Below are 26,561 nucleotides of genomic sequence, written 5' to 3'. Positions count from 1 at the left end.
ATCAAACACTCCGGTAAATAGCGGCAAGGCTGGTGTAATGTGCATTGGTGGCACGCGGACAGGTCAGCGGGTTTTGCATACGGTCAGACATGCGGATATAGCTCAGGAATTCTCCAGGCTGGGAAGAACCATACACCGGCCAGTTGAACGCCCCGGCAGGCAACGCCCCGGTGATGTCGTCCTGCTGGCTGTCAAAAATCGCCAGGCGGTGCAACAGCGTGTCGATATAGTCCTGGCGCGGATCGGCGAACATGTAGGCAATAGTCGGTGCATAAGACAGTTCGCCAACCGGTACCCTCCAGTCCATGCTCCATACTGAACCGTCTGGGTTGTACGCCAATGCTCTCATAGTATCGGCCATATGCCATAAAGCGGCTAATGGCACCGGCTTGCCCGCCAGAATGAAGGTACGCAGCATCCACTCACTGCCTGACAGTGAAGCCATCGTGTACCAGCGGGACACGTCCTGCCCGTCAGCGACGCCATGGTTTTCAACGAGGCGGGTCGGGTTAACGTTTGTCCCGTTCATCACGTCGCAGGGTGCCAGGCCGTTAATGGTCATCGTCTCGGAAAGGTCGTTTCTGTCACCCAGCGCCGCAATCTGCATCGTAACCAGTCGCTCGGCCCAGCGCTCAGCATTGGCGTTATCCGGGGCTACAATCAGTGCCCGGGCGAGAATACCGAGGTTCCATGCCAGTTCTTCTGATTTGGAATCGCCTGTCGGGTAGTTATCCGTCACCTGCCCCCGGATATCCGGGCGCGTCCAGCGGTATTTGGGCGTGTACTTCACGAAGCGGTTAGCCTCATGTACCACCATTGCGGCGACTTTTGTTTTCTGAGCAGCCGTCAGGTGTGCGCCCATCAGGTCGCAGTGGCTGGCCACATTACGCGCCAGCTCTGCCGCCTGTGAGCCAAAGGTCACTGCCACATCTTCAGAGGCTTCGCTCCACGGCGGCGGCGGGCCTCCCCACCAACCACCATTCGCCAGGTGCGCACTGACCACCAAATCCAGCCCCTGCACAATCCATGAAACGGCAGTATCATAACTGACGCCAATAAACGTTTCATCCCAGGTGGCATAACCGGCATCACACCAGCTAATCCAGTGAACAACCCCGGCCAGCATCAGTGGATATTGTTCTATGCTGTCCATCGTTGAACCGCTCGTCGGTAGTCCCGTACCGCCCGCCAGGGGAACCCACGTAGGAATCCAGGTAGACAGCATGTATTTACAGGCGCGCAGGGCGAGTGGTTCGACAGCGGTTCGCACGGACGCTGGAAGCTGAGTGAGGACCATTTCCGGGCGTTGATTCACCGACTGACGGGCGCGACGATTGAGCGGTGGGAGGTAATTAAGCCGCCCTGACTGGTCGGCTTCCAGCAAAACTACCCCGTCTTTGACAATCGCGTGACCGACAGGAATGTCGGCCGGATCAAGGTCATAGACTGCGACACCTTTAGCTGCATATGCAGCAACGTTTTCAGGTGCTGGTAACCCGTCAATTCCCTGAAGAGTACCCGGCAGTAATTCCCCGCTGGACATAACCTTTCCCCAGGCGTAAGTCACACCGTCAGAGTATTCATCTGTTCGTCTTACGGCTGTCTTTCCAGAAATCATGGTTCTTCCTGTAGGTTGCAGTACGCCTCCAGTGTTTTTGTACTCAATAGCCAGATAAGCATCATCAGAACTGCGCACATACGTGGTGCTGCCCTCAGGGATATTCGCGATATCCGCCTGCGCCGCTGCCAGCGTCTGGTATTGCTTACTGAGCGGGATAAGGTTCTGTCTGACCTCATCGTTTTTCGCCATCATCTGGCGCCAGGTATCGAGCGGTTTCCCTCCGCGGTCATCGACCGTCTCCTCTGGCCCGTTCACCAGCCGATCGGCCCGTTTAACGTTATCCAGAAAAATTTCAGGCGTGGTTGTTCCCAGCGGCGGATTCAGTTCATCTGCAGCCATGTTTTTTGCTCCAAAAAGAGGCTTCGCGCAAACGAGGGTTTGAGCGAAAAGAGTTAATTAGGGGTTGTTATGGGGTATTACGCGACGTCGCCGGGGTATGTGGCGTTGTCGTACTGGTAGAAAATTTCTTTATATTCAGGCGCAGTAATCTGACAGTTGCTGTCACCCGATGGGGCAACCTCCTGGACTATCCCATGCCGCGCACCCTTTTCACTGTCGCAGAACAATAACTTCGGCAGATCAATATCTGGGTCGTCCATAATCCAGTCGCCGGGATGCAGGTCGTCGTTGTACGGCACCGTCAGCGTGAAATCATCTACCCGTTGCGGCATGAGCATTCGCGATGATGGTCGACCGTCCTGAAACTGTATCCAGCAGCGAGGATTCGCGTAGCTCCAGTCCAGTGGCTCCGTGACGTGCAGCGTAATTTCCTGCAAGTCGTAAATCATCGCGTCAATCAGGCAACTTTGGGTTTTCCCGGTTGGAATGTCGTCGGACAAAATGATGTGATCACCGAAGTCATGACACCATCCCAGCATTGAAGTCGTAGCCGTATACGTTCGGCGTTGGTGGAGATATTTCATTAACCGACGCATCCCGATACGCCAGGCGCGATCTGCAGTCATGGCAACATCAATGGTGTATGCCTCCGTTTTGCGCGGAAAAGGATTTTCCGGCGTCCGGCACTGTACGGTTTCCTCCGCCCAAGTCACAGGGTTGATATATTTCACATCCACGCCATCAAAATCATCCTCCGACGGGACCCTGAATGACGTCTGCATTTCCTCGACGGTATCCTGAGGTGTAATGATCCCTGTCCAGCTTTTGACGCCCTCTCTCCCGATAGAAAGCAACCCGTCAGATAGCAGAAAATACCCCATGCCAGCCTCGGCTATTTTGTCGAAAATATCCTTTGCTGACGTGCTGTCACTGCTTGCCTGGTGATCAAAATATTCTCCCCTTGGCGTCCAGTAGGTAGCCTCCAGCGTACTGAGCGCCGCAATGTCGATCTGGTCGTCGCGATATCCAAGACTGCGGGCAAGATGCAGGAACGCACCGCTGATTGTCCTGTCACCACCGCCATCATAATTTCGTGTGGCGACAACACTCACACGCTTGTCTGACTGGGCCGCCAGCTGGCCGCCGGTTTCAACCGTGATCCCAATTGTTGATATCCCTGCGTAGGATGTTGGACGGGAAAGCAAACGACCTCTGAGCGCCTGCCAGAACATCGAATCCCTGGCATTGTTTGAGCCCTGCTCATTGCGGCGGCGGCAGCGAACCTCAACCAGCCCAGGAGAGGAGAGATCAAACCGCTCTGTAAAACCGAGGCCATTAACGTTTTTAAGCGCGTAAACCCCAGGCTTACTCGTCCACCCTGATCCGGAACCATAAACGCGATACTGGATTTCATACTCGACATGGCGGACCCGCTTATTCCCGTTGTTCTGGAACCCGCAAATTCCGTTTGGGAAAGCAAAGTTGACCTCGAAGGCATCCACAACTTCATTTTGCGGGCAGGCCAGAAAGGGGCCGAGCCAGGTTTCATTATCGTTAATACCAGACGCGGCAAAATCCACGACGGTACGGGTCATAAAGCCTGACCAGGTGCTGTCCACGACACCGTTAACCACACGCTGTACGTTCGCAGAGGGGCCATCAGTAGACGCTATCTGGTATTCGTTGCCACGGTGCGCCAGGGAAATCCGCTGAGAACCTTCCGGCAGTCCTGAAAAGGCGGTGCCAGAATCGTAAGCCAGCGTGACGCTGGCTGTTACCGCAGGGCTTCCGCCGCTGGAGGCTGTACCAGCTGTAAATACCGGGCTGTCGCCAAATACTGACGCAGGCAGGAATGATGATGTAATGGAACCGCCACGCCAGGGGCTGGAGATCTCGACGATACGTATCACGCCGCCATCATCCTGAGCAATGAGCCCCGAACCATTCAACCCGCCATTAATCGCTGCGAGCAAGCCAGACATTGTGCCGTAGTTGGCGACCAGAGATATGGTATAGGTGATACCCTGCCAGGTCAGAGCAAAGGTCTGGCTGGTTGTCGTAAAGTCATACGTTGACGGCGACGCACTGGCGCGTAATACCGCAGTCGCTCCACCTGTTCCCGGAATGGCGTCCTGGTGAGGGGTATACGTCGCGATCTGGAGATCATAGTCAGTACCGTTAAACGTTAGGGTGACAGGCATTCCGCTGAATGGCGCAATCTCTGACACGACGTCTCCTGTCAGCACGTTAAAACCGCCCTCGATGGATACCTGATAATTCACTGGCACTTTCAGGGTGACAATTGCACCGGCGATCCAGCCAGGAGGAAGTTTGTTCTCATCCTCGTCTTCATCATTATCATCATCGACATCGAGGCCCGAAAACGAGACAGAGGCACCGCTGACGGTCATGGCATCAGCAACGATATCACTGGCTTCAGGGGCAGTCTGAGCCATATCGAGGCCGCTGCCGCTCGACGTTCCCCCAACTTCCGTTGAGTTGAACCATATCTCACTGCGCCGATCCCCGGCCACATTATCTCCGGGCCCATAGCTGGTATATGAAAAGCCCTCGCCTAAGGTCAGCGCCGGAGTTTCTCCCACCCGAAAATCCCCACCGGTATAGGAGAAACGCCCATATCCAAGGCAGACAAACATTTCGACCGTCATTCTGGTTGGATCAGCGGGGTCGAATCGCGTTACCGGCTGCACCAGGTAATCCGGGTAAATCCGGTTTCGACCAAAAGCCTCCCTTACGGGATCGCCAAGCTTCGCTGTGTTGGCTTTAGCCGGATTCAGATCCAGCGATGAAGCGTTACTGGATGAAAAGCCGCCCAGCTCTGGTTTAGGGGCAAAGAATAATGCATAGGCCGTAGACGCAATGGATACGGCCACCGAAACCCACGCGGCAATTTCAAGACCCGTGCCATACGGAATGGGATATATCCGGACGTCACTGTCTGGCCGCAACAAACATAACGGCCATTCCGCCGGGGAGACTGCCTGGCCGTTCAGCTCGATCACGACAGGATGAGTTTTATCCTGTGAATAGCTCGGGACATTTCTGCTCATCCACTCATGCAGCGTCAGCACACCATGCTCGTGCGTTTCAAGGGGTTCACCCGGTAGCCGGGACGGGTAAAACTTTATCGTCATTGCCAGAACTCCACGCGGTTAAAGCGGCGGATAAATCGCGACAGTGGCAGAAACGTAACCCCCGAGCCTGGATTGCATTCCGCGACCTGCAGCTGGTTATCAAGCATTACAACGATCCCAACATGGGAAACTGTTGAGCCCGAATAGCAAGCCACTCCGGCACCTTCACAGGGTTCACAACGTTTCAGCGAAAGCATCAGCTTTCTCGCTTCCCGGTCGAGGCCCCCGCCGTCTTTGGTCACACCTGCAAAATCCGGCCATTCAGGTAGCCCCAGGTCGCGACGTATCTCATTTACAATGCCGAAGCAGTCGAGTAGCGGGTAGGCTCTACCGCCCTTCTGCCATTTAACAGAACGGTATTTATCAGGATTAAACATATTTGCCTCAGGTTAGTAACGTAAGCCCGGATGCTCGGCGAGGTTGTAACGTTTACGGGGCCAGGCTGTTTTGAGGACATTCATATAGCCTGCCGTGACCTGAACTGCTGTCGGGGTCCAGGAGCCGGATTTGATATCGAGCGTATACGGTGATGATGCCGGAGCAGACAGATCGGATGAAATGTACCGCCGGAATGTCAGCGTGGCTGATTTCATTTCATCCAGAATTTTATCGATCGCCTCTGAAACCCGTCCGTCAATATTGCTGATAGCAAACTTTAAATCCTGTGTCCCGTCGGCGTTCCTGGCTGGTAAGGCGATATCTATCGCGCTGGCATCAAACGTCACCGGCTGACCATTTTCCAGCGTCACTGAAACGTCATCCCAGCCACTGGTTAGCCAGTAGTTATCATCTCCTGCCGATATCTGCAGCGTATCGTGAATAACCTCCGATCCGCTGCTGGCATATAGCCGCTCAAGAATTGTCATGCTTCGGCCACTCTCTGTTTAGCGCAATATCCAGTAACGACTGGCCCGCCAGCCATTCCGGGTAATTCCCCCAGCCAGAAGGCGGTAACGGGCGTTCCCATAATTCCAGCGTTGCGCTGTACTGCCAGTATTTTGGCGCGACCAGCGTCGGCCCTTCGTAAATATCCACGAACCTGGCTTTATAGGGCTTTACCCCGATGGGAGTCTGGAGTTTCAGATAGAACCAGGACTGGCCATCTTTAAGCGCATCCCTGAAAAACGCCTCAAACACCTGTGCCAGAGCATCAGTTTTAAAAATCCATTTAACCGATGCCTGGGTGGGTGTTGAGGTATATCGCCTTCGTTGTTGAGCTCGACCGGACGTCATCTCCGTTCGCAGCAAAGGTGATATGGGCTTAAACCCGTACCCGTCCATAAGCGGCATGGGCAGGTATTCGTCCGGGTAGAAAATATCTGCCATGAATATTCCCTCCGGGCAGGTTATCGTGGTTTTTTGGGCTGAAGGTTGGAGTAAAGAGCTCTACCGAAGGCATTTTGAGGATTGTTTACGTCGCTCGTCAGTTCAGATTTTATCTGTTTAGCCAGGCGGCGGCCGTGGGCATCCAATGTCTGCATCATCACATCATCCGGTTTTCCAGTGAGGTGGTAATTGACGTTGATGTCACCAGTTGAAAGAAGTTGCCTTTCCTGCTGCTGCCTCGCAGCGTTCTGTACCGCCGGTGATTCCCGCCCAACAGCTCTGACCCCCAGCGAACCATCAGCGCCACGGGTAAGCGGCATGATGGCTTCCGGCCCGGCCTCGCCGAATACACCCGCCCCTTTCGCAAACGCAAAATATTGGGGAGTGCTGTAAACACCATTGCTGTAGGCAGAAAGTGACGGAGAATCGTAAACTCCTCCGAGAGCGTTGAATGAAAAATTAGCTCCCGCGCTTTGAATAGCGGTACCACTACTTACCGCACCGCTGGCACCGCCAAAAATACTACCGAACAACCCCCCAGCCCCACCGCCAAATGACGCCATAATCGCTTTGGTGATCAACGCCTGTGTTGCCATCTGGATCAGCGTCTTAATCACTGTTTCTCCCAGAGACATAAAAATGTTCGACATACCGTCTTTAAAGCTGGTTGCCCCGGTAAGAAGGTCTGTCATATTGGTGGAGATCGAGTTTGTGACATTGTTCAGAATCTCGCTGGTCGCCGTCGCTGACATTGAACTCAGGTCAGCAGCCTGATCGGCATAGTTCATCAGGGAATCGCTGATCCCCGCGCGCCAGTCTGACTGCTGTTCATCGGTTTTTTTGTAGTAGTCCTCCTGAATCGCTAACCGTTGAGCAAGCGCAGCCTGCAGTGCTTCTGTTTGCTGTTTGTACAGGTCTTCAGAAATCTGACCTTTGCTGAAATCCCGCTGCAGGTCCCGCTGCTGTTTGAGAAAATCAGTGCGAATATCCGCCATTTCCTTCATGCGGTCGCGGGCTTTATCTCCCATCCCGGCGCCAAGAAAATCTATATTCCCCCTGTCGCGTGCAGCAGCGTTGCTGTCAGCCAGCCCCTCACGGAACGTTTTTAACTGTTCAGCAATGTTTTTCTGATCGATAAGCGCGGCATTGTGCAGAAGAGTTTCTTTTTTAGCTTGCTCAAGAGAGGCTAACTCACCCTGCGTGACCTGGTATTTCACTTTTGCCAGTTCAGTATTCTGACTCGCAAGGGCTATTTGTTCTCGCTGTTGTTTTAGCAGTCGCTTATAAACATCCTCTGCTTTTTCTTCATCAGTTTTTGGACCTTTCCTTTTTGGCTTATTAGCTTCATTATTTCTCCACTCAGCAATTCCATTATTAATTAATTCTTGCCTGGCCTTATAGAACTGCGGTTCATTGGTTAACCCTAAATCATCTGCAGCATAGCCAAGCCTGGTGCGCTCTTTGTCTTCACCTTTGCGTTTGGAAAGATCCAAATCTCGGCGACTTTTCTCAAGGGCATTTGTTTGCTGTGATGTTAAATCAGCCTGAGGCATACGCATTGGTACGTTAACCAATCCCTGCCGGGCCATCAGTAAATTATTTCCTAGCCCAAGAAGACGGTTAAATTCTGTATGCTGACCATTCATCATTATCAAAGACTGATAGGCAGCATTCTGTTCTGCGGCTTGCTGGCGAATAAGAACGACTCGACGATGCTCAAGACCCTCAAGCACCTGCTGAATCTCCTGGGCTTTAGCCTGCAGTTGCGTTAAGCGCTCCTGCTCTACAGCCAATGATTCAGTTGCAGAGGCCAATCCTTTCGTTGCTGCCTCTACGCTTGTGAGGTGGTTTATCATAAAACCACCACTCGTAGTTGGCCCCCTGTTGGCGAGCATATATTGATACCCGGCGATATCTTCTTTTAACGCTTTAACCTTGCTAGATTGTTCCGATATAAGTCGATTTTGCTCTTTTAGTGATTTGCGCGCCTTATCTTCGTTGTCAGAGGCCTCAGTTAGCGTCATCGTTTTAGATCTGTCGCTAACCTCCTGAATCGTGCTGGCGTACTCCTGAGCTGATTTACGGGCCTGTTCCTGATTCTGATAAACAGCGTACCATGCACCAGCCCCCAGCATAACTAACCCGGGTATACCACCGATCAGGCCAAGGGCGCCGCTCATCAACCGGGTGCCGACAGAGGTAACGCTGTTAAGGTTATTTTGAGCAGAAACCCGACCTGCAATATTACGACCAAGAGCGGACTGAGCCGCAGCCAATTTTCTTTCTGCAATAGCCTGTGCGTCGGCATTTTTTGCAGCCACAAGCCCAGCCTGAGCCCGCTCCAGAGCTGTTCGTGCTCGTACTTTTTCCGCAGCCGTCCCGGTGGTTAGGGCTGTAGTCAATCGACCCTGTGCCGCGGTAACCCTTGCTTCTGCGGCCGCGACCCTCTCCTGTTGAGCAGCCTGAACATCTGCACTTTTAGCACTCTGAAGGGCTTGCTGGGCGCGATAAACGGCGGCGCGGGAAGCGGCAACAGAAGATTGCGCGGCTTTTTCCTGAGCGACTGCAAGAGCTACCTCGGATTTTGCCGCTGAGATAAGTGCGCCAGTAGCACTGCTTGCGCTGGTAACAATCCCGCCAAGATACCGTGCTAATCCAATTCCAACCAGACCACCTGCAGCGGTGGTAACCAGTGACATATTATCTGCTACGTCACTGAGGGCCCCGCTGACAGCAGAAGATGTAAGAGAATCCAGCGTACCTGCCAGCCCATCTAGACCGCCAGAAAGTGCGCCTGTTGCACCAGTCGCCTGGTTTACCCCACCGACCCATGCCATAAACGAGTTAGTGACTTTTTGCATTGAGCCGGACACTGTCGGCGGTAACGAGGAAAACTCCCCCTGTAACACACCTAACTGGCTGATTAATGCTGGTACGACTTTATCAATCGTGAGTTGCCCCTGGTCAGCCATCGCTTTAAGATCTTTTCGGGCAACCCCCATACCAGCAGCCAGGGCACGGATGACACGATCCCCAGCTTCGTTAACCGCGTTAAACTCTTCGCCACGCAAAACACCTTGAGCAAGCGCCTGGCTAAACTGGGTAATAACAGAACTGGATTCTTCTGTGCTTGCACCAGAGAGCTTAAGCCCCGTGGATACAGCCTCAGTGATTTTAAGCACTTCATCAGAGCTATAGCCAAATTCACGCATGGATGCAGCTGCGCGCGAAAATAGATTGGCATTATCAGTAAAAGCAGTCCCAGTGCTCTGGCTAATCGCCATTAAACGAGTCTGAGATAAAGTAAAATCATTCGTAGATATTGATGCTTGTTTAAGCCGAGCATTCACTGAGTTCCATTGATCTGCAATTTGAACCAGTTTACCTGTAGCAAATGCTGCAGCTGCAGCCGTAGCAGCTCGGCCAGCGGAAGCAAATCCATCCGTTAACTCGGAAAGAGCTTTTTGGCTTTCCTTAGAAGCGGCAGCGGCCTGACGCCCGCCATCCTGCATAGTTTTATAATAGTCTTGTCCCATGCGTGACGCGCGGGCTATCTCAGTCTGGAATGACTGAGAGTTAGCAGAAACTTTAATGATAAGTTCACGCAGGGTTGCCATTTCATTTCCTCAGAAACAAAAAGCCCCACATTGTGGGGCTTTTTTATGATTTCAATATTATTAAATTAAACCAGCTTTTTTCCTTGCTTCTTCCAGATAATCTTTTTCTGGTTCCTCTTTTTTATGAGCAAGTGCAATCAGAAGATCAATTTGAGCACTTTGCTTTTTAGAGATTTCTTTAAGCATAGCGATCTGATCATTAGCTCTTACGCTTCCTCTGTTCAGGAAATACCAGATAACAAGATCAATAAGGCGAGCAAAAACAAATAATAATATCCAGCCAGTAGTAGTCATTTAAAGCACTCCGTGTGTCAAAAAAAACAACATAACACCTGTTATGAGTGGCATCCACACGAATTATTACCGGCTATGCTGACGCAGCCAGCAGCGCCGCTTCCAGCCCTGCAAAGGGATCGCCGCTGTCGTTTACCTCATCCTCTTCTGTGCTCCACTGAAGCTGAGCATCTTCAATGGTGACTTTAATGCCCTGCGCTCCGTAAACCGCAGATACCAGCTGAGCATTGAGGATATCGCCGCGAATATCGCCGATTGGGCTGATACGGTCGTACTCAGCCCACATCCTGAATTCGCCAACCGTCATGGTTTGTCGCAGTTCGCCCAGCGTGCGGCCCATCCGGAGCGCCAGCGCCATCAGGAACTGCATGCCAGGCATTTTTACTTTGCTTTAGCATCGTCCGCGTCACGAATGAGATCAAGTGCCTGCTTCAACAGCCGGGAATGCACAGGGCCATAGATCGCTTCAACCTGTTCGGTGTCATCGACAGTAAAGACGGGCTGCAGGTCGGTATCCAGCAAAATATCGATGAAAAGCGTGACGTCGGCCCGCATCGTGCGGAAGGCTCGTTCTGAAGGGGTCAGTTCTGGTGCCTCCTGGGGCTCCTGCCCTTCCGGTAGTTTGGGTGGTTCCGGGCTGGCAATGCCCTGCCAGCGAATCCAGGCTTCTGCTGATGGCTCACGAATGATGACTTTGGCGTTATCCCACTCCGGAACGGAGACTTCTTTTTTACGAAAGCCCGCCATCGGTGCCAGTGCCAGTGCTTTAAGACTCGGTTTTGACATTAATTTTATCGCCGGTCTCCCGGCGCTCCGTTAATTGATGGTGACGGTGCAATCAGAAGAAGTGATCACAGTGCCATCGGCATCAGTAACCACGCAGGAATAAACCCCGGCATCACCGGATACAGCGCTGGCTTTCGTAAACGTTGCGCTGGTCTGGCCGCTGACCGTCGAGGTGCCCTTTTTCCAGACGTAGGTATAAGGTGCCGTACCGCCCTGGACGACTACGCCCATAGTCAGGGCGCTTCCTGCCGCGACCGTTTGGGACGCCGGAAGGTCAGTAGCAAACGACAGAACTCCTGGGGCGTTAATATTGGTCGGTTTACCTTTCAGACGCAGCGAGAACGTTGCAGCAACAACACCGTTGGTTTGAGAATCCCAGGTGTGCTGACGTACCTCAGCGCGCATCAGGAATCCATTACCAGACGGGAAAATAACCTTAAACCCATAAACCCCGTCGTTATCATATGCTTCACGAAGTGCATCCTGCGCCGGGTTGCGGTAGAAGTTACCGGAAAGTGACATTTCAGACGGAGCAGGAAGGCCGTTGATATTTTCCGTTTCATCCGAACAGAGCGTTGTCACGTCAATATCGTTTTTCTGACCAGCGGTAAAGCTGGCCTGTTTGATAGTGCAACTCAGGTTTAACCAGGTTGCGGTATCCAGCTCTGCCGCGGTGACCGGCACAGAGGTAATCATTACTACCGTTTTTTGGGCACGTTCAAATAGTGCTGACATCGCAGCCTCCATAAATGAAAAAACCGCCAGCGGCGGTCGGATTGGATTGGTTTTTGTCAGGCAATGACCGTTATTTCGAGGGTTGCCCGATGAAGATGGGTTGTCGTGTCGTAGCCAGGAATTTTTGTCACCTCGACAGGTGAAAGAACCTGCAGGCGAGCCAGGGCGTCCAGGCGTAACGCTCTGGCTTCGTCATTCGTTTCAGCCCATACATCAACCTGAATGCGCAGTGTCGACTCTGCCTGGCCGCAGAAAACATCCCCGGCAACATCAGTCGGTATCGAGAAAATGACATAGGGACTGGAAACTGCAGGAAGTCCGTCGCTGCCTAGCGGCACCACATACGGATAAACCCGCCCGTCTGCCAGCGTCGACAGCAGGTCATAGAGATCATCCTCTGTCATTTTGATAACACCTCATCGATAGCCTGATTCATCCGCTGCATCGCCACCTGCGTAGCTTCTTCCATGCGGGTATCAAAAGCTGGGCGAACAAACGGATGTGCAGGAGCTGTAGATGTTCCCAACTCCACGAAGCGCCAGTAAAACGCATTCCGCTTGTTGCTGGCCTTCATTGTATTGTCGCTGTTCCCCGTTCGCGGGTTAACGCCACGAATATGCACCCCAGATGAAATTTCACCGCGACGGCGACTTTTCTGGGTGACGACAACAACGTTTTTCTTCAGTTTTCCGGATTTCTCAGGAGCGCGATCAATCACCTCCTCGCGGAGCAATTCGGCACCAGCACGGGTCGACTCCCGGAGAACTTTATTATTTTCGGCCTTGCTGAGCGTTTGCAGATCGCGGGCAATATCCTGCAACCCGGAAAAATCCAGATTCACATCAATCATTTTTCGGTCCCCTGTTTGCAGAGAATTTCCAGCCGGGTACCTTTTATATCCGGAACCGGAGGCCCAGTGACATTCAGGACCGCATCTTTGTATGGGCCATTCAGTACTTTCAAACGGGAAGAAGCTGAGATGTCTGTACGAAAACGCACCCAGACGCGAATGGTGGCATCAGCACGCTCAACGCCAGCGGCTAGCAGCTCCCTACCGCTGATCCCTTTAACCTCGGCCCAGATAGTTTTTCCATCAGTCCAGCTTTCTACCGGCTGGCCGGAAGGTGTTTTTGATATTGTGAAGTTCTGAATAGTGACGCGATGCCGTAATCGTCCTGCCTGCATAATTCCTCCTAGAGCGGAATATAGCGGTACGGCTCTATCAGTGATGTAAAGCCAAATGGGATGCTGGTTTTTGCTGCGTCTGACGACTCTTCTCTGTTTTCATACCAGTGCCCGACAAGCAGCATCAACGCCAGGAGAATGTCGTCAGCAATCACCAGCCCGTCAGGATCAGTTTCCGGCACTTCGTCTTCATAAAGATGGCGGTTGATGAAGTTCTCCGCCTTTCGGCGCGCAGCACCATAATAGAGCGTAAGCACCTCATCTTCCGTGGTGTCGTCGATATCAATCCGGCACTGAGCCCGTAACTTCTCAATCGTTGTGCTCATATATTTTCCCTGGCCCGCAGCGAACTGCGGGCATAAAAAAACCGCCGGAGCGGTGGAGGTTGAAGCTGATTGTTGCCTTAGCCGCCAGATGCCGGTTTACCCACCAGCGCCTTAATCGCGCCAGTATCTTCCAGTACGCAGTCGAAGCGGTGGAAGGCCAGGAAGCCAGTCTGATCGTACTCTGCGTAGCGCTCAACCAGTCGTTTCAGCGTCATGTAAGTGACGCGACGAACGATAAAGCGGTTAAAATCGCCGAAGTAGGCAAATTTGGCACCAGCCGCGATATCAGGAATAGCCTGGTCAACGACATACGGCACCTGCAGAACAGTGGCAGGTGCGCCACCGATAATGTTCGGTAACCAGAGCGGGCGGCCCTGTCCGTCCTCCATTTCCTCCACCAGCTGCAACGTTGCATCGTTAAAGGCCCAGCGCACCTTTGGACCGTTACGGTATGCCGGGTCGACAGAGTGCTTCAGTGCGTTCAGCTCTTTCCAGGTAAAGGTGGTCGCTGCTGCGGTATTTTTGGTGCCAGTTACCGACGCAGCCAACCCTTTAGGCTGCAGCGGGGTGCCGGTGCCGGTCCCTAATACCAGATACTTCGCTTCACCACGTCCGATGCGAGTGGCGATACGCGCGGCCAGGAACGCCTCGATATCTACGCCGCTGTCCTGGAGCAGTTCATTGGATACGCGAATGATTTTAGAGGACAGTTTTTTAGCCCCCAGCGTTGCACCGCCGAAAGACACGTCTTCTTCACTGGTTTCAGTGTTTTCGCCCAGCAGTTCACCTTCTTCAGTAGTACCGTCAGAGGTTGCCCAGTCAATGTCCTGGCCGTTGGCGGTATTCAGAATTTGCGCCACACTGGCAATTCCACCGTAATCTTTCAGTGCTTCGACGATCTTATTTCGGAACTGGGTTGGTACGGTGTAACCCCCTTTTTCATCCGGCGTCGTGCCCTGAGCACGCAGCTCCTTTAAAGCCTGGCGTTCTTCAGCGCTCATCTCGCCAAGACCACGGCGCAAAAACGCATTAAACGCCGCAGCACGGCGTTCGTTAGCCTGTGCTTCCGGGTTTGCTGGATCACGATTCTGCTGCTGGCGCTGTTCCGGCTCGTTTTCGTGGATATAGTCCTGATCCTGGCGGCGCAGTTCCTCTTCGCGTGCAATACGCTCATCAAGAGCGTCAAGCTCCGATTTTGCAGCGTTCCACTGAGTACGCTGCTCATCGGTCCAGGGTGTATCGCCAATTTTGTCATGCAGGGCACGCATATCTTTGGCGATGATGTTACGTTTTTGCTTCATTTCATGCAGTTTCATGATTTTTCCTTACGCGTTAAGAAGGGTCAGCAGGCGCTCACGCGCCATTCGTTGATTAATGGCGTTCTTTAGCGCACCGCTGTCGCGCGCCTCCTGCCAGGCTTTCATCGATCGGACGCCGGAGTCGGCCTCCTGATATGCGGGATAAGTCACCGGACTGACATCAAACAGCCGGGAAAACTTCGATATTTCACGAATAACGATCCCTTCATCGTCCTGGTACCAATTTTCACCGTCATGGGATACCCGGAAGGCAAAAGATGACTGGTTAATGTCACCGCGCATCATCGGCGCCAGCACCAGATCGCGGATAGTTTGCGTATCCGGCGCTGTAATGTCGTAACGCAGGCCGCGCTCATCGACAGACAGGGATAGCGTCCCGGCAGCGCTCCGTCCCAGAATAAAGTTGGGGTCATGGTTAAACAGCCCGCGAACATCATCATTCAGCACATCGTCAAATGCTCCGGGCTTGATGATTTCACGGAATCCCCACAGGGGTTCAGAACGGCTGTTGAACACCGAGCCATAGCCCAGAATGCGGGTAGGTTCATCGGTGCGTTGCTCGGCTCTGACCTCCCCGCTGTAGCAGCGCGTTTCACGGTCATTCATTGGGCTTTTCCTCGTCGGTTTTAGGTGCCTTAAAATCGTCTGCGGGGTTCGCGGCGTTAACACTCACCAGCATTTCATCCAGGCCATCTACCGGATTCATGTCTTCGAAGGCTCGCGCTTCATTGCGGCTCATCCAGCCATCAGTGATCGCAAAGTGGTAGAACTGAGCACGTTCCTGTGGGGTCCCGCGTAGCAGGCCTGTCAGGTTAAACCTGACGTAATACCCGGCGGCCAGTTCAGCACGGGTGAACAGGCGGCGATTGAGTTCCTGTTCCCAGTTCGTTACCCACGGCATGATCGTGTAGCGGACAAACTGAATGGCCTGTTGCGTAATATTTGAGAAAGTGGCTTTTTCGAGATCGTTAATCATGTGCGCCGGTACATTAAATATCCCGGCAATCATCGACCGATTCAGCTTCGACATATCAATGATCTGGGCATCAACCGGGGAAACGGTGAGCGCTTTGTAATCCAGCTCTGCCGGGAGAAGCATTGTTTTATTCTCCTGGCTGCGCAAAGCAGCTGTAGCTTTTTGCCACATGCTTTTTAAACGCCCCCAGCTTTCTTCATTCAACTGGCTTTTCACCGAAATAATGCCAGCGGGTCGCGCATTACCGTTGAAGAATGAACTGGTATAAGCCTGCCCGCTCATCCCCATGCCTATCGTCTCGGCATGCTGCATGATTGGGCTAAGCCCCATTTTCTGGTTGTTACCCAGCGCCCGGATATGCACCATATCGTCGGGATTGACGGCAAACGCCCCCTCTTCGTTGTAAACGCCATAGGTATACCGACCACCCGTGTTAAGCAGTGTCGTTTCCCAGGGCATGCAGCATTCCAGCCCGGAAACTTCACCACGACGGGAACGCTTCACCCAGGTGTAACCATTCCCCCAGCCCAAAATATGACGCTGTTTTAACTCACGCCATTTATAGCTTGTCTGCCACATATTCGGCTCATCGTGAACCAGGTAAAACACAGGGTGATCGCGGGCAGCTTCAACCTTGTTATTGGTTTTCCGCATAACATGCAGTGGCATCTGAGCGATATTCGAAGAGATAACGTAAATACAGGCATACACCGCAGCCAGCTTCATCGCCGTTTGCGGGCTGACAAATACATCTCGGGCAAACACGTTATCGGTTTCTGCCGATTCACTCGTGATCGGAGTAGCCGGGTTTTCCAGTGGTTCACTGCGAAAAAGAGCATCAAGCAGCATTATTCCCCCTCATTGCCGCTAACAGCGCATAAATGAGTAGCAGGGTTCCCGACATCATCAGAGACATCGCCAGCCCGAACTGGAGATAAACGCCTGCAGCAAGCGAACCGAACCCGGTAAGCCCGATAACATCAGTGATTAGAGTTTTCATAGAAGTAAAAGGTCTTCGTCAGGATCGATAGTGGACAGGAAGTCAACTTCACCACCACCGTTAACAAGCAGGCGACTCATCGCAATAAACATCGCGACAGGACCGTCAATTTTGTTTTCAGGCGTGGCCTTGTTGGGGAAAATATTCTCGTTTTTGTCTGGTTTGACGGTGACGTTTGACATCATCCATGTCATCACTGGATTGCCATCGTGATGAAAACGCCCGGCGTAAATTTTCGCCTCGACTTCCTTCATTGCTTCAGACAGGTTTTTAACCGTCTGAGGGACTTCAACAATTGGTACACCTTCAGCTGCTACCGACAAAGCAAACTGAGTGGCACTCCACGGGTCGTATGCAAACTCGTTCAGCGAGTCACCTCGCGCCCATTCGATCGTTTCCTCTTTAATTACTGCATGGTCAACGACATCGCCATCGGTAAACTCAAGGAATCCAGCGAGATTCCATTTTCTGTAAAGGTCCGCCTGCTGCTTGGAACAGGCTTCCAGCCGACCTTCAGGTATCCAGAATCTGGAGCGGACATAAACATCGCCATTTGGAGCAAGCCAGACTTTAACTGCAGCTGAAATATCAATTTTGTTGGAAAGGTCAACGCCGAGCCACATTGACCAGTTGGCCGAAGTGGAGTCGTCCCAGTCGTCACGGCATTTTTCCCAGCGCGCCATATCCATCCATGCTTTTTCACCTTGCACCCAGATATTGAGATGCTTGGTAAAAAAACCGACACGCGCCGCCACCTGCTCTTTCGCCTTTTTAGCCAGACGGCGCATATCGTCCCAACGCTTACATATCCCCAGGCCGGGATTTGCTTTCGGCCAGTTTGCCTCGTCGAAAGGATCGTCCCCCTCATCCAGGGTATAAATCAGCGCAAAATAGCTGTCATCCTTAATTGAAAGCGGGTCAGGGTTATCAAAGTTCTTCAGAACCTTGATTGCATAATCACGTTGCTCGTAGCAGATACCTTCCTTATTAAAACCCGCAGTGGTGATTGCAAAAATAAGGGACTGCAGGCGCGCACCGGTCGCTGTTTCCAGAACTTCCCAGACGTCACGGGTTTTATGTGCGTGCAGCTCATCAACGATCCCGCAGTGAATATTAAGGCCGTCGAGGTTATTCGCATCACTGGCTACAGGTTCGAATTTTGAGCCCGTCCGCTCCTGGTGAATATTCAGCTTGTTACTACCAAACAACCGGCCCAGTGTTTTAGGAGCCAGCTTAATCATGCGCTTCGCATCATCAAACACGATGCGGGCCTGGTCCCTGGTTGTTGCTGCGGAATAAACCTCAGAACCACCCTCACCGTCGGCACCAGTCATATAAAGCCCGATGCCAGACGAAAGCGTTGATTTTGCATTTTTACGCGCTACTTCGTCATAGGCGGTACGAAAGCGACGCACAAACATGGGGTCGCCATCGTCGTCAAGAATGCTCTCAAACGTTATTTCATCTATCAGCGGGACGACAAACCCGAAAAGGTTAATCAGGATGAAGGTGTGCCAGTCCATCAACTCGATCGGCTTGCCGGTCAAGTGCCCCTTCACATGGGGGACGAAGTTATAAAAATCGAGAACGTGCTGGGCGCGGCCTTCATCAAAATAAACACCGCGCTCCGGGCCGTGCTCTAAATCATGAAAGAACCGCTGGCACGCAAGACGCACCAGTTCGCCAGCAACGATATCGCCAGATACCACGCGCTCGGCGTAGCGGAATCCATCTGCAACGGTTGCCATTCATCATTTGCGCTTTTTAAGAAATTCTTCCAGTGGGTCGGCTTCTGCCGGGCCTTTTGCACCAACCTTTGATCGGCTGGCAGGTGTCATGCCGAATTCGCTCAGCATCGCTCTGATCCGTTTCCACGCGTCAGCCTTCATGACTGCTGCAGGGTGCGGTTTGATCATTCTGATTTCCCGCTCCCCTCTTTCGTCTGAATCATCTTCGCTGTAGACGGCATAGGTGTAACCTTCACGATCAAGCGTGTCGCAGTGATGCCGGTATTCAACATAGGCTTCTATCAACAACTCCAGCGCTTTAGCATCCAGCGTGGTCAACACGCCGACGGCATCAAGTTCCTCACCAATACGCTTGAACCAGTACTTACCCTGTTTATCGAAATGTTTCGGTATTGGGGGGACCCCTGACGGGGGTTTTGGCTCGTTCTTATTGATCGGGCGCTTGGATGGGTTCCCCTTCACTAAAGCCAGATGTGTCGGGGTTTTCGGTGGTCCAGGCATAATCGAAAACTCCTATTAATCATTGGATGGGGGACCCCAAAAAAAAGTTTTCTAACCTGCGGCGGTGTGAAAAAAGGTTAGGCGGCGGTCCTTTTGGCCTTTGCCGTCAGGGATTTGACCCCGCCCCCCCTCTGCCACGGATCAAATGAGAATCGATATCATTTGATGCGTTCGCGCCCGGTTTTCGTTCGATGGCAGGGCCAACACAGGCTTTCGAGGTTCGAATCGTCATCGGTACCCCCATGAGCCTTGGCCTTGATGTGGTCAACCGTCTTTGCTGCGACAGCTCGCCCGCTGCGGAGGCAGTTCTGGCACAAATGGTTGTCGCGTTTCAGGATGCGCGCACGCCTGATATCCCACTGGCTACCGTAGCCACGCTCGTGGCGACTCTTTCCCTGTTGATGCTGTTGCCAGCCTTCATTGCGGTGCTTTTCGCAGTAGCCTGAGCGGTCGGTTGTTGTGCCTGCGCATCCACGCTTACGACATGCTCGGGGGATTAGTGCGGGCATGATTAAGTCCTTATGAAATTTGCATTATCACAGGCACTCAGTGAATGCCTGCTGTAATGCCTTAACTGGCCTGCTCAGCCGCGGTATCAAACAGCGCCAGCGCCTCGGTCGATTCCTGAACTGCTTTGATTGTCCGCGCCACCACTTCTGATTCAGTTGTTACGCGGCTGTACTGTTGGATAAACAGCTGATATTTGAGTTGGCTATCCTGAACGAACGCAATAGCCTCTTTTGCTGCTGCTGTGTCGTAGTTCAGGGTGGAAAGCAGATTCAGTCGAATCTGTTCTGCAGGTGTGATCTCTGCCATGTCTTACCTCTGTGCGATGTGGGGAGCATTATCGAAGCCACTCAGTTAGTGGCTTCTGTAATATCCTCACGTAGGGATGAGGGCTGATTTATCCCTTAGTGGGGTTAACAGTCAGCATCTGGCCGGGAAACTGCGCGGCATGCCCACATACAGGCTTCCTGCATTTTGGTGCGCGCAATGGCGAGACAACGCAGCGCTTCAGCACGCTCGATAGCCTCCTGAGAGTTGACCTCTACAACCTCCAGAGAAAGGTGAGTACGTTCGATATCAAGCTTCTCGCAAAAATCACGGCTAATTTCTTTCAGCTCATTCATTTGCGCGATATCGTCAGCAGTAAGGGTCCGATAACCCTTTACGGTGGTGCCGTCCTGCGGTTTTGCTTCACTCATTTCGTAGCCTTTTCGGTTGATTGCGGGCAATTGGCCAGCACAGATTTGTTGTGCGCCAGGATGTCGCGCTTAGTCTGCGTATCCAGCACATCGATATCATGGTCAGTAAGGTAGATGATCCGTACCCAGCTGCAGGCCGTATCAACGACTACCGGGGCGGATGAAGTGCTCGCGCAGCTCGCGATCAACATCGTCATCACCCATACGCTTAACGTCTTCCTGTACATCACTGGCCCCTTTCGTGACTTCAGCACGGCGTTCTGCTGCGGCGACAGTAGCAGCGGCGTTTTCTTCGGTACGCTGCTGTTCGGCTTTTGCTTCCGCCTTACTGGTCCCGCGTGAATGACCAATGCCGAACGCGCCAGCGATAGCACTCAGGATGACAACCACCAGCCCCGCGATTGCTTCGATTCCCATAATCACACCACCAGTACCGATTTTGCTTTCAGGAAACGAGCGCGCCGATTATTAATCCCGTTTTGTCCGCCGTTGATAATCTGCGTGACCCGGACAAGCTCACCCGGATATTTCAAGCAACCTTTTGAGACATAGAACCACGCTGCACTACGGGCCGCGTACAAGGACTGCTCCAGTAATTCTGGCTGTGCCACCAGATCAACCTTCAGCCCGTTACCGCAGTCCCGGTAATTAGACAGTCCGGTTATTTGAATAAGTCCGCGCCCTCGATAAACCCAGCCATCAGTTGCCCTGTTGTTACCCAACCGCTTGCTATAGACAATGTTGGCGATAGCCCGCTGGCGCTCCAGGGGTAACACTTTTTCCGACTGGCTGCGCCCGAGGGAATTGGCCTGATCCTGCGTTAACCTGCCGTAACGAACAAAATCAGCAAGCCCGGCGATGCTGTAGTTGAAATTCTCCACTACCCTGTTAAACCCGAGGCTTTCATGGCCGCACTGAGCAATGAACATTGCCTGGTCGATAGCGGAAGTGATGCCAAACTCTTTCATCGCCGCTGTAATATGCGGATACCAGCGCGCAGCTAACCCGGCGCTGATACCAGCCGCCTTCTGGAATTGTGTTTGATTCATTAGTGCCTCAGTGCATCAACCAGCCGCGCTACATTGCCTCTTACGCTCAGCAGCACAACAAGGATCATGATATTGGCCGCAATGGTGGGCCATGATGAATAGGGATAGATGCCGCACAGATACGCCAACGGCACAGAGCTGTATATCACTGTTATCAGCCATGCCAGCCGCGACACCCACTTACGATGACGTGAGTCTCTGCGGCGATAGAACATCAACGTAACAACGACATCAGCACATAACAGCGCATTGATGGTTGCAGTTGGATCATTTAGTACCACCGGAACCTCCCCGGCGCGTTATTAGCGCCACCAGCGAGCCAATATCCTGATTGTTCAGGAAGGTGAGTATTTTTACGGCCAATGCCGAAATGATTACGGCACCAATTGCATCCAGAGGCTTATCGTTGTACCCGGTCAGGTCGGATAACTTAGAACCGACCAGCCCGGAGCACAGAACTCCAGCGATATAGGACACAACGAAATATGCCATCCGTCGTGGGGCGCTCAAATCGGCCGCTGTCGCTATATAAAAGACGGAACCAGCAAATGCCCCGAACACAACACCGTAGTCTGTACCGGTTAATAGCCCGTAAACACTCGCCCCAGTTAAAGCGCCACCAGCTAAGCCTGTGCCGGTTATTGGTTCGGACATCGGTCCCCCTCTATTGCTGTGAATCCTCTCAGTGCGAGGGGAAACAAAAAAGGCCGCCTGTTGGCAGCCTCTTAAATGTAAAAACCCGCACAGGTGGCGGGTTTATGTTTTGTTTTGCTGCTCAGTTCGCTTTAACGTCCCGAGCCTATCACAATTCAAGCACTTTCCGCGCAACTATTCAAGTAAAATCTGTCGCCATTTGTGCCAAATGCGTCACACATTGGCGCGTAAAGCATCGATTCTGCAAGATTTAGCCAAACATCGATCCTGCTCTCACAAGTCCGCAAGCACCATTCTGGATGCTTTTCGTTTAGCGCTTTCGCCATCGCCTTCTTACTCATGCGGTAGACATATCGATCCTTTATTAACTTATAGAGAGCTTTATTACCGGAACGCACAAGCTGAGCACTAAGCACAGAATCAATCATCAACCCTTCCTCGTCAGTACAAAACGCCAGGCCGCTTTTATTTTTACCACTGAGGATTTCCTTAAAGAACGCTTCCAGCTCTGGCTTGGTAATGCCTGATTTTTTCATACGGCGCAAAGCATCGTTTATAGCCGTCTTCGTTATCTTCCCTGACGCCAACAGCTGATTGAACATATTTCCACCACTACCGCCGCCGATGTAAGACCAGCGGCCCCACATGCGCAGCTTCCCTTGAATCCAGATGGCCTCCAGCGTTTTCAGCCTGACCATTTCACCAGCTTTTCCAACCTCGGACGGGTTAATCATTATGCGTTCTCCACTATGCCAGCACGCCAATTGCCAGCGAACGATCCAGAAATCGAAACAGCAGCTCGAGCTGTGAGCCGTGCTTCTCCTCAAATGCCACGGTGTCAGCGTGCAACTCGTCGTGATGCGCTCTGCAAAGCGGCAACACAAACAGGTCATGCGCTTTTGTTCCCATTCCACCTTGTCCGTGGCCTATCAGGTGATGGGGATCATCTGCTTGTTTGTTACAGCAGACACACTGCTGAGACTTAACCCAGCGCGTCCAGCTCTCGTTTACCCAGCGGCGGCGCTTTGGTCGCAGCATGAATGATTCCGGCGTTTCAGGATCTATGCGAAGACCGAGAATCTTTTTCTGCACCACTTCACTCGCCGCTGGCTCCGGCACAATATCGCTCTCCTTCATCACTGGTTGATGCTTTATTTCCGGCAATCGCAGGGCTTTCCGGGCCAGCGATTCAGGGATGACGTGCGCCAGATTGTTTATTACCAGCCACCAGCACAACTCGGGGATCGTCAGTTGATGGTCTTCGTTGAACCCCAGCTGTGAGCGGATGACCGTTATCAGCCAGGATACCAGGTTCTCACGCGCAATGCCTGCCAGCGTCTCTGTGTACTGATCACGCAGCAGGTTATCGCAGGCCCAGCAAAGGCGGATGCTGCCAGGCTCATGCCGGAACAGCGTAAAATTTTCGCTGTGCCACGAGCCGTGGGGATACTGGCATTCAAAACGACGCTCCAGCTCGGCCTCCAGCGAGCTGATACCACCCGCGCGCAGAATGACGTCTTTGTTTTCGAAGACTGGCTTCAAAACCGGGTCTTCTGCCAGTGGCTGCGTGGCGGGAGGGATGGCGCCGGTTGCGTAGTCGCTGTATTTTTCCGGTGCAGGCTCAATCAGTACCCGCCCTCTCCTGAACATCGGCATGAGATCAGCACCTGGGCGAAGAAGAACAACGCCCATGCGTGGGGCAATCTCAGGGGTTAGTAGTGCTCTCATATCATCTCCACGTCAGGCAACTGCACGAAAACGTCGGATGGTGATTTCTACTTTCCCTTTCTTCACGATGTTCCCCCACTCCACCAGCATGCGCTTAACCTGACTGTCGTCTTCCCAGACGCCTGTTAGAGTCAGGGCATCGAACAGCGCTTTGTTGTAGTTATCGATATCCCGACGGCGCTGATCCGGCGGATACAACACTATGTGAACCTCGGCCAGATCAGAGGATGGCCGGGGAACGGCCCGCAGTTGCTCAATAATCGCCGCTCTCGCTGCCTGCTGGAACTTGCGCCCTGTCTCGCTTACCAGATGCCTGCCTTTCAGCGGTCCCTTGCTCGGGGCGCGCCAGTAACTATTTACGCTCGGTGGAAATGGTAAAGTCAGTTTCATTTAGCCCCCTTAAAGGATCGCTACAACGTCTTTTGCGACTTCCCGCGTACTGCTTTTGCAGGAGATCGAACGGCGCGCATTGATGAATTGCAGGTTAAAACCATGCTCCCGGTACAGGTCGAGAACCTTCGGTGCGGATGAGTTAGAAATGACTACCCGAGCCCCACGGTGAAAGGCAGATACACATTGCTTCGCCAGGTCTACCTGGCACTCCCAGTTAAAACCACCAGCGGCGTAGGCGGTGAATCCGGTTGTTCCAGGCATCGGTTCGTAAGGCGGATCGCAGTAAACCACATCCCCTTTCCCGGCCAGGCTGATTGTCCGGCGATAGTCAGCGGTCATGAATACGCAGTTATGCGCCATAGCCGCGAAGGCTTTCATCTCATCCATCGGGTAATACGGGGCCTTGTAGCCTCCCCAGCCCACATTGAACTTGTTCGCCTGGTTGTAGCGCATCAGGCCATTGAAGCAATGCCGGTTGAGATACAGGAATGCAGCTGCGCGTTCAGTAGCATCCAGCGTCTGTGCGTTGAACTCGGAACGGATCAGCTCATAGCCCTCTGGTGACCGCATGTGCTCGAACATCCAGCGGGCCTTCAATTCCACTTCATCCGGCACGATCGCTAACATCTGATACAGATTAATCAGGTCCGGGTTAACGTCCGCCAGCAGATAATCTGCGTGTTTATCGCTGTTCAGGAATACCGACCCACCACCAACGAATGGCTCTATCAGGCGTTTCCCTGCCGGGATATGCACGAACAGGTCAGCCAGCTGGGTATACTTTCCACCTGCCCATTTCAGAAATGGCTTGCTCATGAACGGAACCCCGATGGCACTGAATAATCCACGTCGGAATAACTGGACTTGAACGCCGTGTCTTGTTTAACCCACTTTCCTCCAGTCCAGGCTGGGCGTCCGGCTGCTTCCCATTTTTTGGCCTTGTCGAAATACTCGACGCAGTTCTCAGGAGCAAACAGCGTTTTGGGCCGCAGGTAGTCGCTCATCTTCGGATCCTGGGCCCATTTCGCGTTCAGGTAGTCAACCACCAGCATCAGGTCTTCAGGGCTGTAATCTTCGGCCAGGCGTCCCCGGATATAACCCAGCGTCGTTTTGGTTCGTCCCCCCTTGCCATAGGTCGAGTTGGTTACCCGATTGAAATGATCCAGAACGAGATCTGCCGGATCGGTCTGGTCTGGTTGCAGCGCAACCGGACAAGAGTCTTTACCTGTAATCTCTGTAGTACTCTCTGTTGTATTCTCTGTAAGATCATCGTGCCAATTTGACCTGATGACAGCGGTTCGTTTTGACCCGGTGGAGCGTTTCACAATGACCTCTTCCATCGTGTCATTTTGACCTGATGGAACGGCGCATTTTGACTTCTTCGATTTGGTCACTTTGACCTCATCTAAAAGCTCGCTCTCGTAGTTGATCGTGTAGTAGTTCGTCATGTCGCGCTGGGACTTGTTCAGCTGCTCAACTTTAAGCACGCCCAGGCTCTTCAGCCGGGTGAAGGTGCGCTTCAGAGTGGATTCAGACCAGAACGGGAATTGCTCCAGCCATTGCTCTGTCGTGTTGTAGATCCAGCGTACGCCGTCACGCTCCAGCCCTGAGTTAGTCTCCTGCAGCCAGTAGTTAAGCTGCTGCAGCGCAATGGCTTCATTCAGGCCGATGCTATAGGCAAGGTCAGGATTGATGACTATCGGCCTTGATGGCATTAACAGGCTCATAAGACCCCTCTATTTCCCTGAATTTTCGTCTGAACTGCTCGAGGGGGCTGAAACACTCGTGCTTATACCCTTCGCGCAGGTATATAACGCGCTGTGTTTGGGGCTCCCAGCGTATGACCCTGACCGGGACACCGTAGTGATCTCTGAACCATCGAATGAGCTCTCGCATACTTTCTTTGCCTGGCCGTTAAAGTCCCCTACCACCCACTGAGCAAACTGGTAGCAGACAGGTTCGAATCCGCCTGGTACTCTTACCCCATACACGAACTGCACCGGTCCTGCTCCACCAGGAACTGGCCGCGCTACAAGTTGCGACCTGCGGTATTGTGTTGATAAACTGTTCATGCGTTAGTAATCTCCACTGATAACGACACGCCACGACGCCAGGAGCTGCAACTCGCTGGCGTCACTTCTTTTTGCGTGCAAATAACGTGATAATTGCGGCAATCTCTTCTTCACGCGCAGCCAGGTGGCGGCGGTGATGCACCATGATTTCTTCAGCTTCATGTCTTTCGATTACCCCATCCTCAAGTGCCTGTTCGATAATCTGATCAACCTGTCCTCTGGCGGCAGAGGTACGCATTGCCCGGCTGAACAAGTCCACGCGATCCAGCTCTTCCAAGTGCGGAACATCCACCAGCAGAGCACCACGACGGCGAGCGAAGTAATCAGCCAGTAACGACGTGTTGGAAATGTCTTCCATCGCTTCCAGCTCGCTGACTTCGAAGAAACGACAGCCGTTTTTCTCGTAAAGGTTGTTGTTAAACTGCGTCACCGTCATTCCCAGTGCGCCAGCCATTGCTTCGCGCCCACCTGGATATGCTTTGCACATCGCTTTGACGGCTTCTTTGAGGTTTGGCTCTACCATATTGATTTT

At 52.8% G+C, this 26,561-nt stretch carries 34 protein-coding genes; all 34 read right to left on the bottom strand.

From position 1 onward, the window contains the following. Position 1: 1 nt before the first annotated feature. A complete protein-coding gene (locus ACLH1I_RS02670; RefSeq protein WP_411302688.1) occupies positions 2–1,960 on the bottom strand; it encodes a hypothetical protein in 1,959 nt (652 codons plus the stop codon). A 77-nt stretch (positions 1,961–2,037) separates the two neighbouring features. Beyond that, positions 2,038–5,115, bottom strand: a complete 3,078-nt coding sequence (locus ACLH1I_RS02665) for a host specificity factor TipJ family phage tail protein (protein ID WP_411302687.1) — start codon at positions 5,113–5,115, stop codon at positions 2,038–2,040. Then, complete coding sequence (locus ACLH1I_RS02660) at positions 5,112–5,492, bottom strand: nitrite transporter (protein ID WP_040181864.1); 381 nt, start codon at positions 5,490–5,492, stop codon at positions 5,112–5,114. Before ACLH1I_RS02660 ends, ACLH1I_RS02665 begins: the two co-directional genes overlap by 4 nt. 12 nt (positions 5,493–5,504) lie before the next feature. Next, entirely contained in the window at positions 5,505–5,981 is a 477-nt protein-coding gene (locus ACLH1I_RS02655; RefSeq protein WP_004864228.1) for a DUF1833 family protein, read from the bottom strand. Then, on the bottom strand, positions 5,968–6,441 hold the full coding sequence (locus tag ACLH1I_RS02650; protein ID WP_004177132.1) for a hypothetical protein: 474 nt from the start codon (positions 6,439–6,441) through the stop codon (positions 5,968–5,970). The genes ACLH1I_RS02655 and ACLH1I_RS02650 overlap by 14 nt, the downstream gene beginning before the upstream one ends. Before the next feature lie 20 nt (positions 6,442–6,461). Then, positions 6,462–10,058 (bottom strand): phage tail tape measure protein, encoded by a 3,597-nt coding sequence (locus tag ACLH1I_RS02645; RefSeq protein ID WP_411302685.1) that lies wholly within the window; start codon positions 10,056–10,058, stop codon positions 6,462–6,464. 60 nt (positions 10,059–10,118) lie between these two features. Beyond that, positions 10,119–10,352, bottom strand: coding sequence for a YebO family protein (locus tag ACLH1I_RS02640; protein WP_410215598.1), 234 nt, complete (start codon positions 10,350–10,352; stop codon positions 10,119–10,121). A gap of 73 nt (positions 10,353–10,425) precedes the next feature. Continuing rightward, positions 10,426–10,722, bottom strand: a complete 297-nt coding sequence (locus ACLH1I_RS02635; RefSeq protein ID WP_411302723.1) for a DUF4035 domain-containing protein — start codon at positions 10,720–10,722, stop codon at positions 10,426–10,428. Between the two features lie 11 nt (positions 10,723–10,733). Then, entirely contained in the window at positions 10,734–11,138 is a 405-nt protein-coding gene (locus ACLH1I_RS02630; protein ID WP_021313622.1) for a phage tail assembly chaperone, read from the bottom strand. Positions 11,139–11,168: 30 nt separating this feature from the next. Then, the gene (locus ACLH1I_RS02625) at positions 11,169–11,873 is read right to left on the bottom strand and encodes an immunoglobulin domain-containing protein (RefSeq protein WP_004177142.1); all 705 of its coding nucleotides are present in this window, start codon (positions 11,871–11,873) and stop codon (positions 11,169–11,171) included. A 56-nt stretch (positions 11,874–11,929) separates the two neighbouring features. Further along, positions 11,930–12,277, bottom strand: a complete 348-nt coding sequence (locus ACLH1I_RS02620) for a DUF3168 domain-containing protein (protein WP_087851069.1) — start codon at positions 12,275–12,277, stop codon at positions 11,930–11,932. Continuing rightward, positions 12,274–12,723 carry an HK97-gp10 family putative phage morphogenesis protein gene (locus ACLH1I_RS02615; protein WP_019705270.1) on the bottom strand — a complete coding sequence of 150 codons (450 nt, stop codon included), beginning with the start codon at positions 12,721–12,723 and terminating at the stop codon, positions 12,274–12,276. Before ACLH1I_RS02615 ends, ACLH1I_RS02620 begins: the two co-directional genes overlap by 4 nt. Further along, entirely contained in the window at positions 12,720–13,058 is a 339-nt protein-coding gene (locus ACLH1I_RS02610; protein ID WP_019705271.1) for a phage head closure protein, read from the bottom strand. Before ACLH1I_RS02610 ends, ACLH1I_RS02615 begins: the two co-directional genes overlap by 4 nt. Positions 13,059–13,066: 8 nt before the next feature. Next, positions 13,067–13,384: a head-tail connector protein gene (locus ACLH1I_RS02605; protein ID WP_019705272.1), complete on the bottom strand. Its 318-nt coding sequence runs from the start codon at positions 13,382–13,384 to the stop codon at positions 13,067–13,069. 77 nt (positions 13,385–13,461) lie between these two features. After that, the gene (locus ACLH1I_RS02600; protein ID WP_004104235.1) at positions 13,462–14,700 is read right to left on the bottom strand and encodes a phage major capsid protein; all 1,239 of its coding nucleotides are present in this window, start codon (positions 14,698–14,700) and stop codon (positions 13,462–13,464) included. 9 nt (positions 14,701–14,709) lie between these two features. Beyond that, positions 14,710–15,309: an HK97 family phage prohead protease gene (locus ACLH1I_RS02595; RefSeq protein ID WP_000999827.1), complete on the bottom strand. Its 600-nt coding sequence runs from the start codon at positions 15,307–15,309 to the stop codon at positions 14,710–14,712. After that, the gene (locus ACLH1I_RS02590; RefSeq protein WP_000923127.1) at positions 15,302–16,528 is read right to left on the bottom strand and encodes a phage portal protein; all 1,227 of its coding nucleotides are present in this window, start codon (positions 16,526–16,528) and stop codon (positions 15,302–15,304) included. Before ACLH1I_RS02590 ends, ACLH1I_RS02595 begins: the two co-directional genes overlap by 8 nt. 147 nt (positions 16,529–16,675) lie before the next feature. Further along, complete coding sequence (locus tag ACLH1I_RS02585) at positions 16,676–18,427, bottom strand: terminase large subunit (protein ID WP_004206689.1); 1,752 nt, start codon at positions 18,425–18,427, stop codon at positions 16,676–16,678. 3 nt (positions 18,428–18,430) lie between these two features. Beyond that, positions 18,431–18,928, bottom strand: coding sequence for a phage terminase small subunit P27 family (locus ACLH1I_RS02580; protein ID WP_411302683.1), 498 nt, complete (start codon positions 18,926–18,928; stop codon positions 18,431–18,433). A gap of 158 nt (positions 18,929–19,086) precedes the next feature. After that, the gene (locus ACLH1I_RS02575; protein WP_021313631.1) at positions 19,087–19,437 is read right to left on the bottom strand and encodes an HNH endonuclease; all 351 of its coding nucleotides are present in this window, start codon (positions 19,435–19,437) and stop codon (positions 19,087–19,089) included. A gap of 61 nt (positions 19,438–19,498) precedes the next feature. Beyond that, positions 19,499–19,744, bottom strand: coding sequence for a DUF2560 family protein (locus ACLH1I_RS02570; RefSeq protein WP_064824393.1), 246 nt, complete (start codon positions 19,742–19,744; stop codon positions 19,499–19,501). A 104-nt stretch (positions 19,745–19,848) separates the two neighbouring features. Next, the gene (locus tag ACLH1I_RS02565) at positions 19,849–20,133 is read right to left on the bottom strand and encodes a hypothetical protein (RefSeq protein ID WP_191973880.1); all 285 of its coding nucleotides are present in this window, start codon (positions 20,131–20,133) and stop codon (positions 19,849–19,851) included. After that, positions 20,130–20,324 carry a hypothetical protein gene (locus tag ACLH1I_RS02560; RefSeq protein ID WP_241505270.1) on the bottom strand — a complete coding sequence of 65 codons (195 nt, stop codon included), beginning with the start codon at positions 20,322–20,324 and terminating at the stop codon, positions 20,130–20,132. Before ACLH1I_RS02560 ends, ACLH1I_RS02565 begins: the two co-directional genes overlap by 4 nt. Further along, on the bottom strand, positions 20,275–20,550 hold the full coding sequence (locus ACLH1I_RS02555) for a hypothetical protein (protein WP_241505271.1): 276 nt from the start codon (positions 20,548–20,550) through the stop codon (positions 20,275–20,277). The genes ACLH1I_RS02560 and ACLH1I_RS02555 overlap by 50 nt, the downstream gene beginning before the upstream one ends. Positions 20,551–20,552: 2 nt before the next feature. After that, positions 20,553–21,182: a glycoside hydrolase family 19 protein gene (locus ACLH1I_RS02550; protein WP_208486890.1), complete on the bottom strand. Its 630-nt coding sequence runs from the start codon at positions 21,180–21,182 to the stop codon at positions 20,553–20,555. Continuing rightward, positions 21,182–21,463, bottom strand: coding sequence for a phage holin family protein (locus tag ACLH1I_RS02545; RefSeq protein ID WP_411302682.1), 282 nt, complete (start codon positions 21,461–21,463; stop codon positions 21,182–21,184). The genes ACLH1I_RS02550 and ACLH1I_RS02545 overlap by 1 nt, the downstream gene beginning before the upstream one ends. Beyond that, positions 21,450–21,836 (bottom strand): phage holin family protein, encoded by a 387-nt coding sequence (locus tag ACLH1I_RS02540; protein WP_001294159.1) that lies wholly within the window; start codon positions 21,834–21,836, stop codon positions 21,450–21,452. The genes ACLH1I_RS02545 and ACLH1I_RS02540 overlap by 14 nt, the downstream gene beginning before the upstream one ends. Positions 21,837–21,991: 155 nt before the next feature. Next, a complete protein-coding gene (locus tag ACLH1I_RS02535; protein WP_208486891.1) occupies positions 21,992–22,570 on the bottom strand; it encodes a DUF1133 family protein in 579 nt (192 codons plus the stop codon). A 13-nt stretch (positions 22,571–22,583) separates the two neighbouring features. Beyond that, positions 22,584–23,564 carry a DUF968 domain-containing protein gene (locus ACLH1I_RS02530; RefSeq protein ID WP_411302681.1) on the bottom strand — a complete coding sequence of 327 codons (981 nt, stop codon included), beginning with the start codon at positions 23,562–23,564 and terminating at the stop codon, positions 22,584–22,586. 12 nt (positions 23,565–23,576) lie between these two features. Continuing rightward, positions 23,577–23,954, bottom strand: coding sequence for a RusA family crossover junction endodeoxyribonuclease (locus tag ACLH1I_RS02525; RefSeq protein ID WP_004184734.1), 378 nt, complete (start codon positions 23,952–23,954; stop codon positions 23,577–23,579). Positions 23,955–23,963: 9 nt separating this feature from the next. Then, positions 23,964–24,773, bottom strand: a complete 810-nt coding sequence (locus tag ACLH1I_RS02520) for a DNA adenine methylase (protein WP_130940239.1) — start codon at positions 24,771–24,773, stop codon at positions 23,964–23,966. Continuing rightward, positions 24,770–25,684 carry a conserved phage C-terminal domain-containing protein gene (locus ACLH1I_RS02515; RefSeq protein ID WP_411302680.1) on the bottom strand — a complete coding sequence of 305 codons (915 nt, stop codon included), beginning with the start codon at positions 25,682–25,684 and terminating at the stop codon, positions 24,770–24,772. Before ACLH1I_RS02515 ends, ACLH1I_RS02520 begins: the two co-directional genes overlap by 4 nt. Continuing rightward, positions 25,641–25,853 (bottom strand): DUF4222 domain-containing protein, encoded by a 213-nt coding sequence (locus ACLH1I_RS02510; RefSeq protein ID WP_411302679.1) that lies wholly within the window; start codon positions 25,851–25,853, stop codon positions 25,641–25,643. The genes ACLH1I_RS02515 and ACLH1I_RS02510 overlap by 44 nt, the downstream gene beginning before the upstream one ends. A 237-nt stretch (positions 25,854–26,090) precedes the next feature. Continuing rightward, the gene (locus ACLH1I_RS02505) at positions 26,091–26,552 is read right to left on the bottom strand and encodes a YmfL family putative regulatory protein (protein ID WP_000230161.1); all 462 of its coding nucleotides are present in this window, start codon (positions 26,550–26,552) and stop codon (positions 26,091–26,093) included. Positions 26,553–26,561: the final 9 nt, after the last annotated feature.

This window comes from Klebsiella sp. 1SOBk10mer (assembly GCF_046602535.1).
GTDB classification, from domain to species: Bacteria; Pseudomonadota; Gammaproteobacteria; order Enterobacterales; family Enterobacteriaceae; genus Klebsiella; species Klebsiella quasipneumoniae.
The sequence above is the reverse complement of the archived record's forward strand: the minus strand, read 5'-3'. Positions and strand labels throughout refer to the sequence as shown.

Excerpts from the sequence above, each read along its gene's own strand:
- ACLH1I_RS02670 (WP_411302688.1), bottom strand. The coding sequence starts at position 1,960 with ATGGCTGCAGATGAACTGAATCCGCCGCTGGGAACAACCACGCCTGAA.
- ACLH1I_RS02665 (WP_411302687.1), bottom strand. The coding sequence starts at position 5,115 with ATGACGATAAAGTTTTACCCGTCCCGGCTACCGGGTGAACCCCTTGAA.
- ACLH1I_RS02660 (WP_040181864.1), bottom strand. The coding sequence starts at position 5,492 with ATGTTTAATCCTGATAAATACCGTTCTGTTAAATGGCAGAAGGGCGGT.
- ACLH1I_RS02655 (WP_004864228.1), bottom strand. The coding sequence starts at position 5,981 with ATGACAATTCTTGAGCGGCTATATGCCAGCAGCGGATCGGAGGTTATT.
- ACLH1I_RS02650 (WP_004177132.1), bottom strand. The coding sequence starts at position 6,441 with ATGGCAGATATTTTCTACCCGGACGAATACCTGCCCATGCCGCTTATG.
- ACLH1I_RS02645 (WP_411302685.1), bottom strand. The coding sequence starts at position 10,058 with ATGGCAACCCTGCGTGAACTTATCATTAAAGTTTCTGCTAACTCTCAG.
- ACLH1I_RS02640 (WP_410215598.1), bottom strand. The coding sequence starts at position 10,352 with ATGACTACTACTGGCTGGATATTATTATTTGTTTTTGCTCGCCTTATT.
- ACLH1I_RS02635 (WP_411302723.1), bottom strand. The coding sequence starts at position 10,722 with ATGCAGTTCCTGATGGCGCTGGCGCTCCGGATGGGCCGCACGCTGGGC.
- ACLH1I_RS02630 (WP_021313622.1), bottom strand. The coding sequence starts at position 11,138 with ATGTCAAAACCGAGTCTTAAAGCACTGGCACTGGCACCGATGGCGGGC.
- ACLH1I_RS02625 (WP_004177142.1), bottom strand. The coding sequence starts at position 11,873 with ATGTCAGCACTATTTGAACGTGCCCAAAAAACGGTAGTAATGATTACC.
- ACLH1I_RS02620 (WP_087851069.1), bottom strand. The coding sequence starts at position 12,277 with ATGACAGAGGATGATCTCTATGACCTGCTGTCGACGCTGGCAGACGGG.
- ACLH1I_RS02615 (WP_019705270.1), bottom strand. The coding sequence starts at position 12,723 with ATGATTGATGTGAATCTGGATTTTTCCGGGTTGCAGGATATTGCCCGC.
- ACLH1I_RS02610 (WP_019705271.1), bottom strand. The coding sequence starts at position 13,058 with ATGCAGGCAGGACGATTACGGCATCGCGTCACTATTCAGAACTTCACA.
- ACLH1I_RS02605 (WP_019705272.1), bottom strand. The coding sequence starts at position 13,384 with ATGAGCACAACGATTGAGAAGTTACGGGCTCAGTGCCGGATTGATATC.
- ACLH1I_RS02600 (WP_004104235.1), bottom strand. The coding sequence starts at position 14,700 with ATGAAACTGCATGAAATGAAGCAAAAACGTAACATCATCGCCAAAGAT.
- ACLH1I_RS02595 (WP_000999827.1), bottom strand. The coding sequence starts at position 15,309 with ATGAATGACCGTGAAACGCGCTGCTACAGCGGGGAGGTCAGAGCCGAG.
- ACLH1I_RS02590 (WP_000923127.1), bottom strand. The coding sequence starts at position 16,528 with ATGCTGCTTGATGCTCTTTTTCGCAGTGAACCACTGGAAAACCCGGCT.
- ACLH1I_RS02585 (WP_004206689.1), bottom strand. The coding sequence starts at position 18,427 with ATGGCAACCGTTGCAGATGGATTCCGCTACGCCGAGCGCGTGGTATCT.
- ACLH1I_RS02580 (WP_411302683.1), bottom strand. The coding sequence starts at position 18,928 with ATGCCTGGACCACCGAAAACCCCGACACATCTGGCTTTAGTGAAGGGG.
- ACLH1I_RS02575 (WP_021313631.1), bottom strand. The coding sequence starts at position 19,437 with ATGCCCGCACTAATCCCCCGAGCATGTCGTAAGCGTGGATGCGCAGGC.
- ACLH1I_RS02570 (WP_064824393.1), bottom strand. The coding sequence starts at position 19,744 with ATGGCAGAGATCACACCTGCAGAACAGATTCGACTGAATCTGCTTTCC.
- ACLH1I_RS02565 (WP_191973880.1), bottom strand. The coding sequence starts at position 20,133 with ATGAGTGAAGCAAAACCGCAGGACGGCACCACCGTAAAGGGTTATCGG.
- ACLH1I_RS02560 (WP_241505270.1), bottom strand. The coding sequence starts at position 20,324 with ATGTTGATCGCGAGCTGCGCGAGCACTTCATCCGCCCCGGTAGTCGTT.
- ACLH1I_RS02555 (WP_241505271.1), bottom strand. The coding sequence starts at position 20,550 with ATGGGAATCGAAGCAATCGCGGGGCTGGTGGTTGTCATCCTGAGTGCT.
- ACLH1I_RS02550 (WP_208486890.1), bottom strand. The coding sequence starts at position 21,182 with ATGAATCAAACACAATTCCAGAAGGCGGCTGGTATCAGCGCCGGGTTA.
- ACLH1I_RS02540 (WP_001294159.1), bottom strand. The coding sequence starts at position 21,836 with ATGTCCGAACCAATAACCGGCACAGGCTTAGCTGGTGGCGCTTTAACT.
- ACLH1I_RS02535 (WP_208486891.1), bottom strand. The coding sequence starts at position 22,570 with ATGATTAACCCGTCCGAGGTTGGAAAAGCTGGTGAAATGGTCAGGCTG.
- ACLH1I_RS02530 (WP_411302681.1), bottom strand. The coding sequence starts at position 23,564 with ATGAGAGCACTACTAACCCCTGAGATTGCCCCACGCATGGGCGTTGTT.
- ACLH1I_RS02525 (WP_004184734.1), bottom strand. The coding sequence starts at position 23,954 with ATGAAACTGACTTTACCATTTCCACCGAGCGTAAATAGTTACTGGCGC.
- ACLH1I_RS02520 (WP_130940239.1), bottom strand. The coding sequence starts at position 24,773 with ATGAGCAAGCCATTTCTGAAATGGGCAGGTGGAAAGTATACCCAGCTG.
- ACLH1I_RS02515 (WP_411302680.1), bottom strand. The coding sequence starts at position 25,684 with ATGAGCCTGTTAATGCCATCAAGGCCGATAGTCATCAATCCTGACCTT.
- ACLH1I_RS02510 (WP_411302679.1), bottom strand. The coding sequence starts at position 25,853 with ATGCGAGAGCTCATTCGATGGTTCAGAGATCACTACGGTGTCCCGGTC.
- ACLH1I_RS02505 (WP_000230161.1), bottom strand. The coding sequence starts at position 26,552 with ATGGTAGAGCCAAACCTCAAAGAAGCCGTCAAAGCGATGTGCAAAGCA.